The organism is Streptomyces sp. NPDC059524 (genome assembly GCF_042749255.1).
GTDB lineage: Bacteria > Actinomycetota > Actinomycetes > Streptomycetales > Streptomycetaceae > Streptomyces > Streptomyces xanthii.
In genome coordinates, this window is record NZ_JBHYTK010000072.1 from 21,080 (window position 1) to 37,083 (window position 16,004).

13 protein-coding genes and 1 pseudogene are annotated in these 16,004 nt (G+C 72.5%); 5 read left to right on the plus strand and 9 right to left on the minus strand.

Going from position 1 to position 16,004, the window contains the following annotated elements:
• Window positions 1–116: 116 nt before the first annotated feature.
• Window positions 117–1,541 carry a type I glutamate--ammonia ligase gene (gene glnA / locus ACFW9D_RS20990; RefSeq protein WP_188339310.1) on the minus strand — a complete coding sequence of 475 codons (1,425 nt, stop codon included), beginning with the start codon at window positions 1,539–1,541 and terminating at the stop codon, window positions 117–119.
• 190 nt (window positions 1,542–1,731) lie between these two features.
• On the opposite strand from glnA, the gene ACFW9D_RS20995 reads away from it, so the two are divergent.
• Entirely contained in the window at window positions 1,732–2,199 is a 468-nt protein-coding gene (locus tag ACFW9D_RS20995) for an RDD family protein (RefSeq protein ID WP_188339311.1), read from the plus strand.
• A gap of 268 nt (window positions 2,200–2,467) precedes the next feature.
• On the opposite strand, the gene ACFW9D_RS21000 is transcribed toward ACFW9D_RS20995, so the two are convergent.
• From ACFW9D_RS21000 to lipB, 4 genes are all read right to left on the minus strand, one after another.
• Window positions 2,468–3,169 carry a DUF4191 domain-containing protein gene (locus tag ACFW9D_RS21000; RefSeq protein ID WP_188339312.1) on the minus strand — a complete coding sequence of 234 codons (702 nt, stop codon included), beginning with the start codon at window positions 3,167–3,169 and terminating at the stop codon, window positions 2,468–2,470.
• Window positions 3,170–3,230: 61 nt separating this feature from the next.
• Window positions 3,231–3,428 (minus strand): hypothetical protein, encoded by a 198-nt coding sequence (locus ACFW9D_RS21005; protein ID WP_188339313.1) that lies wholly within the window; start codon window positions 3,426–3,428, stop codon window positions 3,231–3,233.
• A gap of 266 nt (window positions 3,429–3,694) precedes the next feature.
• Window positions 3,695–4,660, minus strand: coding sequence for a lipoyl synthase (gene lipA, locus ACFW9D_RS21010; protein ID WP_188339314.1), 966 nt, complete (start codon window positions 4,658–4,660; stop codon window positions 3,695–3,697).
• A 114-nt stretch (window positions 4,661–4,774) separates the two neighbouring features.
• Complete coding sequence (gene lipB / locus ACFW9D_RS21015; RefSeq protein WP_188339315.1) at window positions 4,775–5,590, minus strand: lipoyl(octanoyl) transferase LipB; 816 nt, start codon at window positions 5,588–5,590, stop codon at window positions 4,775–4,777.
• Window positions 5,591–5,812: 222 nt separating this feature from the next.
• Here lipB and ACFW9D_RS21020 point away from each other — a divergent pair, with 222 nt between their 5' ends.
• Window positions 5,813–7,249, plus strand: coding sequence for a regulator (locus ACFW9D_RS21020; protein WP_188339316.1), 1,437 nt, complete (start codon window positions 5,813–5,815; stop codon window positions 7,247–7,249).
• A gap of 43 nt (window positions 7,250–7,292) precedes the next feature.
• Here ACFW9D_RS21020 and ACFW9D_RS21025 read toward each other — a convergent pair whose 3' ends face one another.
• From ACFW9D_RS21025 to ACFW9D_RS21035, 3 genes are all read right to left on the minus strand, one after another.
• A complete protein-coding gene (locus ACFW9D_RS21025) occupies window positions 7,293–9,509 on the minus strand; it encodes a family 20 glycosylhydrolase (protein ID WP_384623775.1) in 2,217 nt (738 codons plus the stop codon).
• A 227-nt stretch (window positions 9,510–9,736) separates the two neighbouring features.
• The gene (locus ACFW9D_RS21030) at window positions 9,737–11,113 is read right to left on the minus strand and encodes an NAD(P)/FAD-dependent oxidoreductase (RefSeq protein ID WP_384623777.1); all 1,377 of its coding nucleotides are present in this window, start codon (window positions 11,111–11,113) and stop codon (window positions 9,737–9,739) included.
• Window positions 11,114–11,309: 196 nt separating this feature from the next.
• On the minus strand, window positions 11,310–11,927 hold the full coding sequence (locus ACFW9D_RS21035; RefSeq protein WP_223206158.1) for a TetR family transcriptional regulator: 618 nt from the start codon (window positions 11,925–11,927) through the stop codon (window positions 11,310–11,312).
• 141 nt (window positions 11,928–12,068) lie between these two features.
• Between ACFW9D_RS21035 and ACFW9D_RS21040 the strand changes: the two genes are divergently transcribed.
• Window positions 12,069–12,872: an SDR family NAD(P)-dependent oxidoreductase gene (locus tag ACFW9D_RS21040; protein WP_188339319.1), complete on the plus strand. Its 804-nt coding sequence runs from the start codon at window positions 12,069–12,071 to the stop codon at window positions 12,870–12,872.
• A complete protein-coding gene (locus ACFW9D_RS21045) occupies window positions 12,872–13,708 on the plus strand; it encodes an SDR family NAD(P)-dependent oxidoreductase (protein ID WP_188339320.1) in 837 nt (278 codons plus the stop codon). Before ACFW9D_RS21040 ends, ACFW9D_RS21045 begins: the two co-directional genes overlap by 1 nt.
• Before the next feature lie 332 nt (window positions 13,709–14,040).
• Here the strand turns inward: ACFW9D_RS21045 and ACFW9D_RS21050 are convergent, their stop codons facing one another.
• Window positions 14,041–15,243: a MarP family serine protease gene (locus ACFW9D_RS21050; protein ID WP_384623780.1), complete on the minus strand. Its 1,203-nt coding sequence runs from the start codon at window positions 15,241–15,243 to the stop codon at window positions 14,041–14,043.
• A 118-nt stretch (window positions 15,244–15,361) separates the two neighbouring features.
• Here ACFW9D_RS21050 and ACFW9D_RS21055 point away from each other — a divergent pair.
• A pseudogene (locus tag ACFW9D_RS21055) lies at window positions 15,362–15,880 on the plus strand (peptidoglycan recognition protein); the annotation flags it as partial.
• Window positions 15,881–16,004: the final 124 nt, after the last annotated feature.

A 16,004-nucleotide genomic window follows, 5' to 3' on the forward strand; every position in this document is an offset into this window, starting at 1 on the left:
AGCCGCCCCCCTATCCCCCCCTGACCCCCCCCCCCCCCCCCCCCAAGCCCCCCCCACCACGCCCCCCCCCCCCCCCCGCCCCGCGCCCGCCTCTCAGCTCAGGACCTCGGTACGGCCTAGAGGTCGAAGTAGAGCTCGAACTCGTGCGGGTGCGGGCGCAGCTGGATCGGGGCGATCTCCTGCGTGCGCTTGTAGTCGATCCACGTCTCGATCAGGTCGGACGTGAAGACGCCGCCGGCCTGCAGGTACTCGTTGTCGTCCTCCAGGGCGGTCAGGACGGCCTCGAGGTTGGTCGGGACCTGGGCGACGCCCGCGTGCTCCTCGGGAGCCAGCTCGTAGAGGTCCTTGTCGATCGGCTCGGCCGGCTCGATCTTGTTCTTGACGCCGTCGAGGCCCGCGAGGAGCAGAGCCGAGAACGCCAGGTACGGGTTCGAGGACGGGTCCGGGGCGCGGAACTCGACGCGCTTGGCCTTCGGGTTCGAGCCCGTGATCGGGATACGCATGGCCGCGGAGCGGTTGCGCTGCGAGTAGACCAGGTTGATCGGGGCCTCGAAGCCCGGGACCAGGCGGTGGTACGAGTTCACCGTCGGGTTCGTGAAGGCGAGCAGCGACGGGGCGTGCTTGAGGATGCCGCCGATGTAGTAGCGGGCGGTGTCCGACAGGCCGGCGTAGCCCTGCTCGTCGTAGAACAGCGGGTCGCCGTTCGACCACAGCGACTGGTGGACGTGCATGCCCGAGCCGTTGTCACCGAAGATCGGCTTCGGCATGAAGGTCGCGGTCTTGCCGTTGCGCCAGGCGACGTTCTTCACGATGTACTTGAAGAGCATCAGGTCGTCGGCCGCGGCGAGCAGCGTGTTGAACTTGTAGTTGATCTCGGCCTGGCCGGCGGTGCCGACCTCGTGGTGCTGGCGCTCGACCTGCAGGCCGACGTTCTCCAGCTCCAGGGAGATCTCCGAGCGCAGGTCGGCGAAGTGGTCGACCGGCGGGGCCGGGAAGTAACCACCCTTGTAGCGGACCTTGTAGCCGCGGTTGTTCTCCTCCTTGCCGGTGTTCCAGGCGCCGGCCTCGGAGTCGATGTGGTAGAAGCCCTGGTTCGCGGAGGTCTCGAAGCGGACCGAGTCGAACACGTAGAACTCGGCCTCGGGGCCGAAGTACGCGGTGTCGGCGATCCCGGTGGAGGCCAGGTACGCCTCGGCCTTCTTCGCGATGTTGCGCGGGTCACGGCTGTACTGCTCGCCCGTGATCGGGTCGTGGATGAAGAAGTTGATGTTGAGCGTCTTGTCGCGGCGGAAGGGGTCCACGCGGGCCGTCGACAGGTCGGCGCGCAGCGCCATGTCGGACTCGTGGATGGCCTGGAAGCCGCGGATCGACGAACCGTCGAAGGCCAGCTCCTCGGACGGGTCGAACGCCGTCGCAGGGATCGTGAAGTGCTGCATCACGCCCGGAAGGTCACAGAACCGGACGTCGACCATCTTGACGTCCTGGTCCTTGATGAACTTCTGGACCTCGTCGGCGTTCTGGAACCCGTGCTTCTCGGACATCCAACTCCTCCTACTCCCGGCCCGGGGAGGGGCGGGGTTGCAGCTCGGTCGTCCGGCCAGTGCGGTGGCCGACGCTCGGACCCGACCATAGGCAGACGGGATTTCTCAAGCATGACCCATTTGTTTCGCCGAAGTTAACCGGAGCGGGGGCACCGGACCCCTTCCGCGGCGCTGCCAGTACCGTGGATGCGTGGACAAGAGGGAAGCAATGGGATCGTGGCTGTCCGGGCCCCGCGAGGCCCTGGAGCAGTCGGGCGCGGACTTCGGTCACCGGGGTGAGCAGCTCGGGCTGCCCGAGCACGGACCCGGCTCCATCGCCCGTCCCGGGCGGCGCATCGGGGCGCTCGCCGTGGACTGGGCGCTGTGTCTGCTGATCGCATACGGCCTGGTCACGCACGGCTATGACCAGGCTACGAGCAACTGGGCGCTGCTCATCTTCTTCGTGCTCAGCGTGCTCACCGTGGGGACGATCGGTTGCACCCCCGGGAAGCGGCTGTTCGGGTTGCGGGTCGTCTCCGAGACGGGCGGCCGCCTCGGTCCCGGCCGGGTCCTGGCCCGCTCCGTACTGCTGTGCCTGGCGGTCCCGGCCCTTGTCTGGGACCGGGACGGCCGGGGCCTGCACGACCGGATGGCCAAGTCCGTCGAGGTCCGTATCTGAGCGTGGTGGTCTGCGGGCCGGTGGGGCTTCTCGCGCAGTTCCCCGCGCCCCTGAGATGCACACCCTTCGGGTGGCATCTCCCCGACCAAGGTGCAGGGCGCCTTACATCTGGGGAAGGCGCGGCGAAGCCGCTGCCTTCCAGGGGCGCGGGGAACTGCGCGACCAGCCCCCACCGGGCCCGCACCCGCCGACGCAACCGCACCCCGCACACGAAAAGGCGCCCCGAGCCAAACGGCTCAGGGCGCCATGAGTTCGGGTAGGACAGCGGCTAGCGCCCCCGTCCGCCCCCCTTGGGCATCCGCATACCCTTCGGCATCGGCCCCTTGGGCAACGGCATGTTCGACATCAGGTCACCCATGGCCCGCAGCCGGTCATTGGTCGCGGTCACCTGCGGCCCGGTGAGCACCCGGGGCAGCTTCAGCATGGTGGTGCGGAGCTTCTTCAGCGGGGTCTGGCCCTCGCCGTCGCCCACGATGATGTCGTGCACGGGGACGTCCGACACGATCCGCGCCATCTTCTTCTTCTCGGCCGCGAGCAGCGACTTCACCCGGTTCGGGTTGCCCTCCGCGACGAGCACGATGCCGGCCTTGCCGACGGCGCGGTGCACGACGTCCTGGCTCCGGTTCATCGCGATCGCCGGGGTCGTGGTCCAGCCGCGCCCGACGTTGTCGAGCACCGCGGCCGCCGCACCCGGCTGGCCCTCCATCTGCCCGAAGGCCGCCCGCTCGGCCCGGCGTCCGAAGACGATCGCCATCGCGAGGAAGGCCAGCAGGAAGCCGAGAATCCCGAGATAGATGGGGTGACCGATCAGGAAGCCGATCGCGAGGAAGACACCGAAGGTGACGATTCCCACAGCCGCGAGTACAAGACCGATCTTCGGATCGGCCTTGCGGGTCATCTTGTAGGTCAGGGCGATCTGCTTGAGTCGCCCGGGGTTCGCAGCGTCCGCTGCGGTTTCCTTCCTCGCCATGCCTGAAGTCTACGTGGCCGGGAAGCATCGTCGAGGTTCGGGGCACCGGCCCCGGGCTCGCTCAGCCCTCGGCGACGGCGGAGTCGAGCACCCGCTGGGCCTCGACACGGTCCTTGGCACGGCGGCGGTCCTCCAGGACGGAGGTCCAGGCGTTGCGCCGGGCGGTGCGCTGGCCGCCGCTCATGAGGAGCGACTCCACGGCCCGCAGGGCGTCGGTGAAGGTCGGGATGGCGGTGGCGCGAACGGGCGCGGCCTGCATGGTCGAGGTCCCCCCTCGGGAGCGGTTCACGGTGTGGGCCCCTGTCGGCACGGGTGCACGAGCTGTGATTTCAGGGTCACTCACTGGTGTTACCAGGCCGTGTCCGGACGGTCAAACACCTATGAAGCCTTGATGTGCGCGCTCCGAACACCGACGCGGCCCTGACGGTCCCCTCAACTGCGGGGACGGCCAGGGCCGCGCCGATCCGGCCGCTACCGGCCGGTAATGCTTTGTGCGTGAATTCACACGCGTGGTGTCCTGCCGGTTCAGACGGCCTGCGAGGCCACGTACGCGCCGCGCTTCTCGATGGCCATCTGGTACAGGCGGCCGGCCCGGTACGAGGAGCGGACCAGCGGGCCCGACATGACGCCCGAGAAGCCGATCTGCTCGGCCTCGTCCTTGAGCTCCACGAACTCCTGCGGCTTCACCCAGCGCTCCACGGGGTGGTGGCGCACCGACGGACGCAGGTACTGCGTGATGGTGATGAGCTCGCAGCCGGCCTCGTGCAGCTGGCGCAGCGCCTCGGAGACCTCTTCACGGGTCTCGCCCATGCCGAGGATCAGGTTCGACTTCGTCACCAGGCCGTACTCGCGGGCCTCGGTGATGACCTTGAGCGAGCGCTCGTAGCGGAAGCCGGGGCGGATGCGCTTGAAGATCCGCGGGACCGTCTCGACGTTGTGCGCGAAGACCTCGGGGCGGGACGAGAAGACCTCGGCCAGCTGCTCGGGGACCGCGTTGAAGTCGGGGGCGAGGAGCTCGACCTTGGTGCGGCCGTCGGCGCGCTCGGCGGTCTGGGCGTGGATCTGGCGGACCGTCTCCGCGTACAGCCAGGCGCCGCCGTCCTCCAGGTCGTCGCGGGCGACGCCGGTGATCGTGGCGTAGTTCAGGTCCATCGTGACGACGGACTCGCCGACGCGGCGCGGCTCGTCGCGGTCGAGGGCCTCGGGCTTGCCGGTGTCGATCTGGCAGAAGTCACAGCGCCGCGTGCACTGGTCGCCGCCGATGAGGAACGTGGCCTCGCGGTCCTCCCAGCACTCGTAGATGTTGGGACAGCCCGCCTCCTGGCAGACCGTGTGCAGGCCCTCGGACTTCACGAGGTTCTGCATCTTGGTGTACTCGGGGCCCATTTTCGCCCGGGTCTTGATCCACTCGGGCTTGCGCTCGATGGGGGTCTGAGCGTTACGGACCTCCAGGCGCAGCATCTTGCGTCCGTCGGGTGCGACTGCGGACACGACCGGCTCCCTAAAGCTTTGATTCCTCGGCGTACATCAGGGTACGCCCGTGACATTCATGGCCCTCACGGGTGGCCAACCTGTGGCCCCGGGGCCCTATTCCGGCCGGACCGGTCAGGCGGCGGTGCCGGCTGCGTCCCGCTCGACGACCCGCGGCTTCAAGTCGGCGTTCCCCAGCACGTCCTGCAGGTGCTTCTCCGCGATCGGCAGCACCTCGTCCATGGTGACCTCACGGCCCAGCTCGTACGAGAGCGAGGTCACACCCGCGTCGCGGATGCCGCACGGGATGATCTTGTCGAAGTTCGAGGTGTCCGGGTTCACGTTGAGCGCGAAGCCGTGCATCGTGACGCCCTTGGCGACGCGGATGCCCATGGCGCAGATCTTGCGGTCCTCGTGGCGCTGCCCCGCGTTCGACGGCGCGTACTCGGGGCCGACCAGGCGGTGGTCGAACTCCTCGTCCTCGCTGCTCAGCCGCGGGTCGAAGTCCAGCGAGAGGCCGCCGAGGCCCGTCCGCTCCTCGATCGGGTCGCCCAGGACCCACACGCCGGCCCGGCCCTCGACGCGGGCCGCCGTCACGCCGAACTCGGCGCAGACCGCGATCATCGCGTCCTCCAGGCGGCGCAGGTGCGCGACCACGTCCACCGGGCGCGGCAGCTTCTGGATCGGGTAGCCGACGAGCTGGCCCGGGCCGTGCCAGGTGATCTTGCCGCCGCGGTCCACGTCGATCACCGGGGTGCCGTCCAGCGGACGCTCCTCCGGGGCCGTGCGGCGGCCCGCCGTGTAGACGGGCGGATGCTCCAGGAGCAGACAGGTGTCGGGCACCTCGTCGGCGAAACGGGCGGCGTGCACACGGCGCTGCTCGTCCCAGGCGACCTGGTACTCGACCATGTCCGCACCGAACCCCATGCGGACGAACCGGAACTCACTCACGGCAAGTGCCTCCCTTAAAAACCTTCACCGTGCACATATCGCGCCCCGAGCCACTGTACGTCCGCCCGGATCGCGGGCCGCTGCGTCAGTGACTCCGTCCCATCGTCACACGATCGGATGAAGGCCTGGCCAGAACCCCGCCCAGACCTGGTATCGCCGCTAAATTCACGCCGTTCCAAGGGGGCTGCAGCGCGGCCCGGAAGGCAGGAGACCGCACAGCTGATGACGGAACGACCTCCGCAGCGCACACCGAACCGCCAGCTCGCCGCGCTCATCGCGGAGGCGGGTTTCTCCAACGCGGGGCTCGCCCGCCGCGTCGACCAGCTCGGTCTGGAACACGGTCTCGACCTGCGCTACGACAAGACCTCGGTGACCCGGTGGCTGCGCGGGCAGCAGCCCCGCGGCACCACCCCCGCGCTCATCGCCGAGGTGTTCACCCGGCGCCTGGGCCGCCGCCTGTCCGCCCAGGACCTCGGCCTCGACGCCTGCGCGCCCGTCTACGCGGGCCTGGAGTTCGCCGCGTCGCCCGAGGAGGCCGTGGACATCGTCAGCGGCCTGTGGCGCAAGGACTCCGGCAGCCACGCCGAGCTCCGCAAGATCGCCTTCACCCCCGCCGGGCTCGTCGTGCCCAGCCGGGACTGGCTGATCGGCCGCCCCGACGAGCGCGTCTCCCGCGGCGAGCCCCCGCACCGCGTCCCGACCCAGGGCCGCTCCGCCGTGCCCCGTCAGCGCGTGCAGACCGAGCGCGGCGCCGGACAGAAGGTCTCCGGCGGCGACATCGCGGCCCTGCGCTCGGTCGGCGAGCTGTTCCGCGCCCTCGACCACGCCTACGGCGGCGGCCACGCCCGCCAGGCCTTGGTGCGCTACCTGGAGCACGAGGCCGAGCCCATGCTGCGCGGCACGTACGGGGAGCAGACCGGGCGCAGGCTGTTCGGCGCCGTCGCCGATCTGACCCGGCTGGCCGGCTGGACCTCGTACGACATCGCGGCGCACGGGCTCGCGCAGCGGTACTTCGTGCAGGCGCTGCGGCTCTCGCAGGCGGCCGGGGACCGGGGCTACGGGTCCTACGTGCTGGTCACCATGAGCCGGCAGGCCGTCTACCTCGGGCACGGCCGGGAGGCGGTGCAGCTGGCGCGGGTCGCGCAGCAGGGCGTCGGGGCCGCGGCGCCGCCCGTGGTGCAGGCGCTGCTGCACTCGGTGGAGGCGCGCGGGCACGGGGTGCTCGGCGAGGTGCGGGCCTGCACGGCGTCGCTGGTGCGGGCCGAGCGGGCCCTGGAGGCGGCGCGGCCGGGCGACGAGGTGCCGCCGTGGGCGCGGTTCTTCGACGAGGCCCAGCTCGCCGACGAGTTCGGGCACTGCCACCGGGACCTCCAGCAGTACCGGGCCGCCGCGCAGCACGCCGAGCGGTCGCTCCAGCTGAGGGCGCCCGGGTTCGCGCGCAGCCGGCTGTTCTGCCGCGTCGTCCTCGCCTCCGCCCGCCTCGGCCTCGGCGAGCTGGACTCGGCGTGCGCCCTGGGCGCCGAGGCGGCCACGGCGGCGGCCGACATGCGTTCGGTGCGGGCGCACGAGTACGTCCGGGAGTTCGAGCGGCGGCTCGAGCCGTACCGCGACGCGGGGCCGGTGCGGGGGTACCGGGAGCGGGTCGCCGCGCTGGGGTGAGCGCGGGCGGTGCGGAGGGCCGGTCCTCCGCACCGCCAGGCCGTCAGTCGAGGCCGGCGACCTCCTCCGCGCTCAGCGCCTCGTCCCAGGTCCTCAGGTCGTCCAGGTCGCCGCGCAGGGACGCCTTCTCGGTGCCGACCGAACGCATCGGCAGCGGGATCGAGGCGTCGACCGTGCCGACCCGCTCCCCGTCCGCGTACAGGACGGTGCGACCCGGTGTCGCCACCCAGGTCAGTTGTGTCCAGGTGCCGAGCGGCAGCGTGTAGTCGAAGGAGTGGTCGGCCTCGCCGTACGCGGTCAGGCCGACCCGGCCGGTGCCGTACTGCTGGAGCTTGAGGGCGCCGGCCGGGGAGCTCAGCAGCACCTGGTCGGCGGTGCGGGCCGAGGGGCGCACCCACACCGAGACCGTCCACGGCTCCGCCACGTCGAGCCCGCCGAAGCCGACCCCGTCCCGGTCCGAGTCGAAGCGCCAGGCCTGCCCGTGCACCCCGTCGGCCACCGGCGTCGGGTTGTTGATGATGTACGAGGATCCGGCCAGGTCACCGGCCGCGTCCTCGGCGTACAGCGTGTTGCCGGGGGAGCCCGCGTAGGTCCAGCCGGACGGGTACGGGGCCGGGTCGAAGGTCCAGTGGTGGCTCGGGCGGCCGTCGTCGACGCGGGGGCGCTCCGGCTGCGCGGTGATGCCGGGCGGGTCACCGATCAGGGCGGCGCGGGTGCGGAAGCCGGCGAGGGTGTCCGGGGTCGCGGTGCCGTTCCAGGCGCGGTCGGCGAGGACCGCGCGGGCGCCCGCCATCTGCTGCTCGAAGTACCCGTCCTCGGCCCAGAAGTTGTAGTCCGCCCAGTTGGTGAGACCCGAGCCGAGCATGTCGGCCGCCGTGCTGGGCTGCCAACTGTCGTACATCCACGGCTGGTTCGGATACAGGTGGTGGTAGTTGTTCGGCGTGACGTAGAACGGGCCGATGGCGATCTCGTCGTGGCCGGGGATGACCGGCTCGGAACCGGTGCCCTCCCAGGTGAGGAAGACGACCGGGCCGCGGACCTTCTGCTGCGGGGCCGTCATGTGCTCCGAACCGTTGTAGACGGCGGTGCGGCTGCCGTGCGCGGTGACGACCTCGTCCAGGGTGTTGATGTACCGGTTGAGCAGGTCGCCGAGCGTGGTGACGTCCGGGTCCTTCGCCAAGTAGTCCTGGACGCGCGGGCAGTTCGCGAGCTGGCCCGGCACCTCCTCGGCGCCGATCGAGAAGAGCGGCGCGTCGAACCAGCCGGCGAACTCGTCGACGATCTCCTTCGTCTTCTCGACCGCCTTCTCGCTGGTCATGTCGATGATCCAGTCGGGCGTGAGGTGCGAGTGGGTGTGCGCGGCCGTGCACGCGCCGGGGCCGTCGCCGAAGCCGATGCCGAAGGTGTCGCTGATCGCGGTCGCGTGCCCGGGGATCTCCAGTCCGGGCGTCAACTGGACGTGGTGGCGGGCCGCGAAGGCCTTCAGCTCCTCGATGTCGGCGCGGCTGTAGCTGTGCGCCGGGTCGGCGAGCCCCGGGAACTTCGGGCTGTAGAGCCGGAATCCCTCCGCCTCCGACAGATGCATCAGCAGCGTGTTGAGCTTCTGGTCGCCCATCCTGCGGATCAGGTTCTTCAGGTACGGCATCGACCAGTACTTGCGGGCGGCGTCGATGTGCACCATGCGGACCGGCTGCGTGGGCACGTCCGTGGCGCGGGCCCGGGGGAGCGTGCGGTGCCCGTCCGGGTCGGTGGCGCGCAGGAGTTGGAGCAGGGTGCGGGTGCCGTAGTACAGGCCGTGCGTGGACGCGGCGTCGATGCGGACCGGGCCGTCCGCGCTGTCGAACGCGTAGCCCTCCGCGCCGAGCCGGTCCGCGTCGCGCAGCGCGAGCACGATGTCGCCGGGGCCCGCGTGCGCGGTGTCGCTCCCGATGCTCGGGGCGAGTCCGGTGACCGCCTCGATCTCGGTACGGAGCCGCTCCGCGAGGTCCCCGGTGTCCTGGCGCGCGGGGCCCGGGAACTCGGCGCGGCCCGCGGACAGGGCCCGCGCGTCACGGCTGCGCGGGTCGACCAGGATCCGGGACTTCTCGCTCAGCCGCACCGTGCCGTCGAGCGGGGTCCAGTCGGTGGGCCGGGGCACCACCGCCGGCGGACCGCCCCCCGGATCGTCCGCCGCGGCGGGGAGCACCGGCAGTACAGCTCCGATGAATCCGGCTACCAGGGCGAGGGTGGTGAGGAGCGGACCCGGGACACGTCTGCGCACGACTGCGACCTCCTGGACGGCTGATGGAGCCGACCGTAGAGGCGAGTTGAGGCGGTGACAAGAGATGTGACAGGGGTGCGGGGCCGGGAGGGAAGGCGAGGGAGCGGTGCGAGCCTGAAGGCGCCCGCCCCCGGTTCGTTCCACGGGGACGGGCGCGTCTTGGGGATGATAGGTCCGAGGGGTGACGGACCTTCAGGAGGGGTACGGAGACGGGGACGCGTAGGGGTTCAGGCCGCCGCCTCACCCAGGGGTGGGGCTGTCGCCGGGTGTTCCGCGGGCGGTTCGGCGGACGCGGGGACGGGGACGCCCAGATCGGCGAGGACCGCGTGCGCCGCGCGGCGGCCCGAGTGGAGGGCGCCCTGCACCGTGCTCGTCTCGCGGTGGTCCCCGCACACGTACAGGCCGTCGAGCAGCCGCACCGGACGGCGCGGGTCGTGCGGTGCGGGCATCGTGGGCACGGCCCGGGGCGTGTGGTGCACGGCGAGGGTCTCCCAGCCGGTCGTCGACGTGGCGTAGAGGACCGCGAGCCGGGCGCGCAGCGACGCGGGGTCGGGCGGCGGCCCGAGGACCACCGAGGAGACCAGGGAGCGGCCCGCCGGGGCGCGCGTCGGGTCGACCTGGCTGATCACGGAGGTGTGCGCGAGCGGCCCCGGACGGTCGGCGTCGAGCAGCAACATCGGCTCGGCGAGCGGTGGTTCGGGCACCGCGTGGTGCACGACGGTCACCTCGTGGAAGTCCGGCACGCGCAGCCCCGGCAGCAACTCGGCGGCGGCGACCGCGTCCGTGGCGACGACCACCGTGCGGCAGCGGACCCGGCCGTGCCCGGCGGTCGTCACGGAGTTGGTCGCGACGGAGGTGACGCGGACTCCGGTGTGCACGGTGCCCGGCGGCAGCCCGGCCGCGAGCCGCTCCGGCAGCGCGTCCGCGCCGCCCTCGGGCACGGCGAGCCCGCCGACGGCGTACGCGTGCAGGGCGAGATCGGCGGCCCGGCTCGACGTCGTCAGGTCCGGATCGCACAACAGGGCCGAGAGCAGGGGCCGTACGAAGGTGTGGAGGGTCCGGGACGGCATGCCCCGCTCCGGCAGCGTCGCGCCGACGGGCCGCTCGGGCCGGGCGAGCAGATGCTCGGCCGGGGTCGCCGCGAGACGGGCCAGCGCCGTGCCCAGCCGGGCGTGGTCCAACTGGCCGCCGAGCGGGGGCCGGGGACCCCGCGCGGGCCGGGGGGCGCTCGCCAGGGCGCGCGCCGCGCTGAGTGCGCCCCTCGCGCGCCGGGGCCGGTGCGTGGGTTCCCCCGTGCGGTGCCGGCGGCCCTCGCCGTGCACGAGGACCCCGGGCGCGAAGGGCCGCAGCGCGAGGCCCGCGAGCCCGTCGGTGCCGGGCAGGTCGGGGCAGGACGGGCACGGGCGGTGCGCGGGCGTCAGCAGCTGCCCGGTCCGGTCCAGCCGGAACCCGTCGATCTTCTCGGTGGACATGCGGCCGCCGACGCCGGCGGCGGCCTCCAGGACCAGGACGCTCACACCCGCCCTGGTCAGCTGCTGGGCCGCGGCCAGTCCGGCGACTCCGGCCCCCACGATGACGACGTCCGCGTGCGCGGGCTCAAGCACGTGCCCCTCCCCGAGGTTGCGCGGCTGATGTCTGGGGGCCTCATGCCCCTCGGCGCGGGCCGGTAACAGTCGAGTCCGCGTCGAGCTCGGTCCGCGTGCGTTTCGAGTTCGGATCGAGGTTAGGCGGAGCGCCGCGCGCGGGGAGTCGCGCGTCGGGGCGGCACGGATGCACCGGGCCGCCCGGGAGTGCGCCCCGTCACGCCCGGGGGCGCGTGAGGAGGTGCAGACAGCGGACGACGAGATCCGCGGGGGAGCCGGGTCCGGCGGTGTCGGCGTCGGTCGTCGACCAGGTCTCCAGGGAGATCCGGATCGCGTCCGTCGCGGCGGCCGCCAGCAGCGTGTTCTCCAGCGGGTCGGAGCCGGGCCCGGCCAGCGCGGCCACGACGGGGACCAGCTTCTCCTCCGACTCCTGGTTGACCCGGTACCAGACGGCGCGCAGCGCGGGGTCGTCCGCCGCCGCCCGCAGCAGCGCCCGGGTCCGCTCGAGGCCCTCGCGCGCGGCCTCGCCCGGCTCGGACAGGGCCGCGACGGCCGCCGCCTCCAGCGCCTGGAGCAGCGGGGTGCCCGCGGGGGTCGCCGCGAGCAGCTCGCGCCAGCGGTCGCCGCCCGCCGACAGGACCGGGCCGACGGCGTCCTGCTTGCCGCGGAAGTACCGGTAGAAGGTGCGCAGCGAGACCCCGGCGCGCTGTGCGATCGCCTCCGCCGTCGTCTCGTGGGGGCCCTGTTCCGTGAACAGGTGGACCGCCGAGCGGGCGATCTCCAGCTCGGTCGCGGCCTTGCGGCGTTCGGTCAGGGTACGGCGCTCGATGTTCACCGGACGTAGCCTAACCGGTCCACTGCCAGTACGGCGTGATATGTCACTGTGGCAAAACGTGTCACAAAGTCGTACTGTGCAAGTGAAGGAAAAACAGCGGACCGCCATCCACGGCCCGCGGACAGGAACGAGAGGCGCGCCATGACGAACACGAAGATCCTGAACCGCTACGAGGGACGCCGCGCCCTGGTCACCGGCGGCGGCTCGGGCATCGGCCAGGCCACCGTCCTGCGCATGCTCGCCGAGGGCGGCCGGGTCGTCGCGGCGGACATCAGCGAGGACGGTCTCAAGGACACCGTCGCCAAGGCCGGCGACAACGCCGAGCGCCTCACCACCCTCGTGGTGAACATCGGCGACGAGACCTCCGTACGCGAAGGCGTCGCGGCCGCCGTCGAGACCCTCGGCGGCCTGGACGTGCTGGTCAACGCGGCCGGCATCCTGCGCTCCTCGCACACCCACGAGACCAGCCTCGACGCCTTCGAGTCGGTGATCCGGGTCAACCTCACCGGAACCTTCCTCATGATCCGCGAGTCGATCCCGGCGCTCCTCGAGGGCAACGACTCGGCGGTCGTGAACTTCTCCTCCACCTCCGCGATGTTCGCCCACCCGTACATGTCCGCCTACGCGGCCAGCAAGGGCGGCATCCAGTCCATGACGCACGCGCTCGCCGCCGAGTACGCGAAGCAGGGCATCCGGTTCACCGCCGTCCAGCCCGGCTCCATCTCCTCCGGCATGACCGACGGCTCCGGCGCCAGCAAGCAGTCCGCGGGCCCCGGCCTGCCCGAGGACACCGACTGGTCGCTCTTCGCCAAGCTCGCGCCCGCCCTCGGCCAGGGCTTCGCCGGCCCCGAGACCGTCGCCGGTGTCGTCGCGATGCTCGCCTCCGAGGACGGCCGGTTCATCACCGGCACCGAGGTCCGCATCGACGGCGGGACGCACTTCTGATGACGCCCGCCGAGGTGTTCGGCGGGCGCACCGCCGTCATCACCGGGGCGTCCGCCGGGATCGGCGCCGGGTTCGCCCGGCACGCCGCCTCGCTCGGCATGAAGCTCGTCCTCGCCGACATCGCGGCGGACCGGCTCGCCGCCTTCGCCGACGAACTGCGGGCCGGCGGCGCCGAGGTCGAGGACGTCGTCACCGACGTCTGCGACCCGGCCTCCGTCGAGGCGCTCGCCGAGCGGGCCTACGCGCGCTTCGGCACCGTCGACCTGCTGCTCAACAACGCCGGGATCATGGCCATGGGGTACTCCTGGGAGATCCCGGCCGAGCGGTGGGACGCGGCGCTGCGGGTCAATGTGGGCGGGTACGTCAACGGGATCCGGGCGTTCGTGCCGCGGCTGCTCGCGCAGGGCGGCAAGGCGTGGGTCGTCAACGTGTCGTCGGTCGGCGGATTCCTGCCCAGTCCGCTCATGGCGCCGTACAGCGTCACCAAGTTCGGGGCGCTGGCGCTCAGCGAGTCCCTCGCGTACGAGCTCCAGATGAAGGGCTCCGAGATCCAGGTCTCGGTCGTCTTCCCCGACTCCGTGCGGAGCGAGATATTCCGGGCAGCCGGGCCGGACGCGGAGACGCGGCCCGAAGTCGCCGGGTTCAACGCGCAGTTGCAGGCGCGGGCCGACACGGAGGGGATCTCTCCGGAGGAGCATGCGCGGCGGTGCTTCGAGCAGATCGCCGCGGGGCGGTACTGGGTGCTGCCGCAGCCCGAGATGGTCGAGGCGGCGCTTCAGCCCCGCACGGACATGATCCTCGGCCGCGTCAATCCGACCCTGCGGGTCGAGGTCTGACCCGGAGCGGGTTCTAGGTCTGACCCTGAGCGGGGCGCCGCGGCCGGCCACGGGCGTGTGGTCGGGCGCGGCGCCCCCCCGGCGGGGCCGAGCAACGGTGCCGACCCCAGCGCCGGCGGGGGTGCGCGCGCAGTTGCCCCCGCCCCCGAAGGGGGCCCACCGCCCCCCCCGGGGGGGCGCCCCCCCGCCCCCCCCCCCCGCCGTAGGGGCCGAGCATCGTTGCCGACCGCTGCGCCGTCGTGGTTGCTCGCGCAGTTCCCCGCGCCCCTGAAGGGCGCACTCCGTGCGCCCCCAGGGGATGTGTCGGTCGTGGTCCGGCGTTGGTGGTGGGGCTACGGGGCGGTCGGGGAGCCTGTGTTCACCGGGGTTGTCGCCGTCGAGGCTCGGTCGGCGTCCGGGGCCACCTCGGCGGCGGTCAGTACATAACCCGTGCCGTCGTCCGTCGTGGAGCGGGCGAACACCACCCCGTAGACCCGGCCGTCGGTCGTCAGGAGCGGGCCGCCCGAGTTGCCGGGACGGACCGTGGAGCGGATCGAGTAGATCTCGCGCGTGACGCTGCCCGAGCCGTAGATGTCCTGGCCGCCGGCCCGGATCGTGTCCGCGACCGTCGCCGCCTGCAGATCCAGTCCGCCGTCCTGCGGATAGCCCGCCACGACCGCCGCGTCCCCGCGCGCCGCCGAACCGTCGAAGGGCAGCACGGGCGCCTTCAGGTCCGGCACGTACAGCACCGCGACGTCCTTGTCCGGGTCGAACAGCACCACCTTCGCGGCCAGCGGCCGGCCGACGCCGCCCACCCGCACCGTCGGGTGGTCGATGCCCGCCACCACGTGCGCGTTCGTCATCACGTGCTCCCGCGCGTACACGAAACCGCTGCCCTCGCGGCCCTGGGTGCCCGACGCGCCCTCCACCTTCACCGTGCTCGCCGTCGCCGCCCGCGTCGCCGCGCGCGTCACGCTGTCCCCGGACGGCTTCGCGACCTCGGCCGACGGCTCCTGCGCGAACGGGTCGAAGACCTGCGGGAACCCCGCCGAGGTCAGCGCCCCCGACGCCCGCGCGAACCACGCCGGAGTCGACGACGGCATCGCGTCCTGCACCGTCCCGAGCACCGCCGAACCCCGGATCGCCTGGTTCAGCGCCGTCGACGACGACGCCACGAGCACACTGCCCGCCACCCACGCCACGACCAGCATCGCCACGACGCCCGCCGCGGCCCCGCCGACCCCGTCCGCGACCCGCAGCGGCCCCGGCGCCCGGTCCATCTCCCCGCGCACCCGCACCGCGAGCCGCCCCGCGAGCGCGTGCCCCGCGACCGCCGGGAGCAGTACCCCGAGCACCGCCACCACCGTGGCCGTCGACGTCTCCGCCGTCACCGTCCGCATCACGAACGGCAGCAGCCACACCCCCACCGCGGCCCCGCCCACGAACCCGGCCAGCGACACACAGCCCGCCAGCAGCCCCCGCCGGTAGCCGGACGCGGCGTACACGAGCGCCAGCACGAGCAGCACCGCGTCGAGTACGGAGAAGTGCAGGTTCATATCGGTAATAAACGCCCGGAGCGGCGGGGGCGGTTCCTCCGTTCGGCCCACGTGTGGCCGACCGCACAGGCCGGAACACCGGAACGGGCCGAGAGTGGAAGACGTGCGTGTCCTACGAGTGGTGCTCAGCTGTGTGCCCGGGGCGCTGGCCCTCGGCGCGCTCGTGCTGTGCGCGGTCACGATCCGCCCCGACGGGGCCCGTGAGCCCGGCGCGTCCTCCACCGAACAGGCCGCGGCCCGGCACTACGCCGCCCGGCCGCACATCGTGCCGCGCCGCGTCTGGCTCGCCGGCACCGAGACCTACCACCGTGACCCCGTCCGGTACGCCGACCGCGTCGAGGCGGTCTTCCTGCACCACACCGACACCCCGAACCGCTACGACTGCGCCGACGCGCCCCGCATCATCCGCACCCTGTACGCCGGGCAGGCGGGCGCCAAGGAGTGGGACGACATCGGCTACAACTTCCTCGTCGACCGCTGCGGGAACGTGTACGAGGGGCGGGCCGGCGGGGTCGACCGGCCCGTCATCGGCGCGCACACGCAGGGGTTCAACAAGAACACGACCGGGATCGCGGCCATCGGCACCTTCACCGAGGGCACGCCGGTGCCGCGGGCCATGACGGAGGCGATCGCCGCCCGCGCCCCGGGGTAGCGCGGGCCCCCCGGGGGGGTTCCGCGCGGGCCCCTCCCCCAGGTCTCCAGCCCGTCTCTTATAAACAACAGACGCGGCCCACGATATTCGGGGTGTAGATATCGGGGGT

What these genes read in the sequence shown, in the direction of transcription:
- ACFW9D_RS21040 (WP_188339319.1), top strand. Translation starts at nt 12,069, where the DNA reads ATGACGAACACGAAGATCCTGAACCGCTACGAGGGACGCCGCGCCCTG.
- ACFW9D_RS21000 (WP_188339312.1), bottom strand. Translation starts at nt 3,169, where the DNA reads ATGGCGAGGAAGGAAACCGCAGCGGACGCTGCGAACCCCGGGCGACTC.
- ACFW9D_RS21050 (WP_384623780.1), bottom strand. Translation starts at nt 15,243, where the DNA reads ATGAACCTGCACTTCTCCGTACTCGACGCGGTGCTGCTCGTGCTGGCG.
- ACFW9D_RS21005 (WP_188339313.1), bottom strand. Translation starts at nt 3,428, where the DNA reads ATGCAGGCCGCGCCCGTTCGCGCCACCGCCATCCCGACCTTCACCGAC.
- ACFW9D_RS21020 (WP_188339316.1), top strand. Translation starts at nt 5,813, where the DNA reads ATGACGGAACGACCTCCGCAGCGCACACCGAACCGCCAGCTCGCCGCG.
- glnA (WP_188339310.1), bottom strand. Translation starts at nt 1,541, where the DNA reads ATGTCCGAGAAGCACGGGTTCCAGAACGCCGACGAGGTCCAGAAGTTC.
- ACFW9D_RS21045 (WP_188339320.1), top strand. Translation starts at nt 12,872, where the DNA reads ATGACGCCCGCCGAGGTGTTCGGCGGGCGCACCGCCGTCATCACCGGG.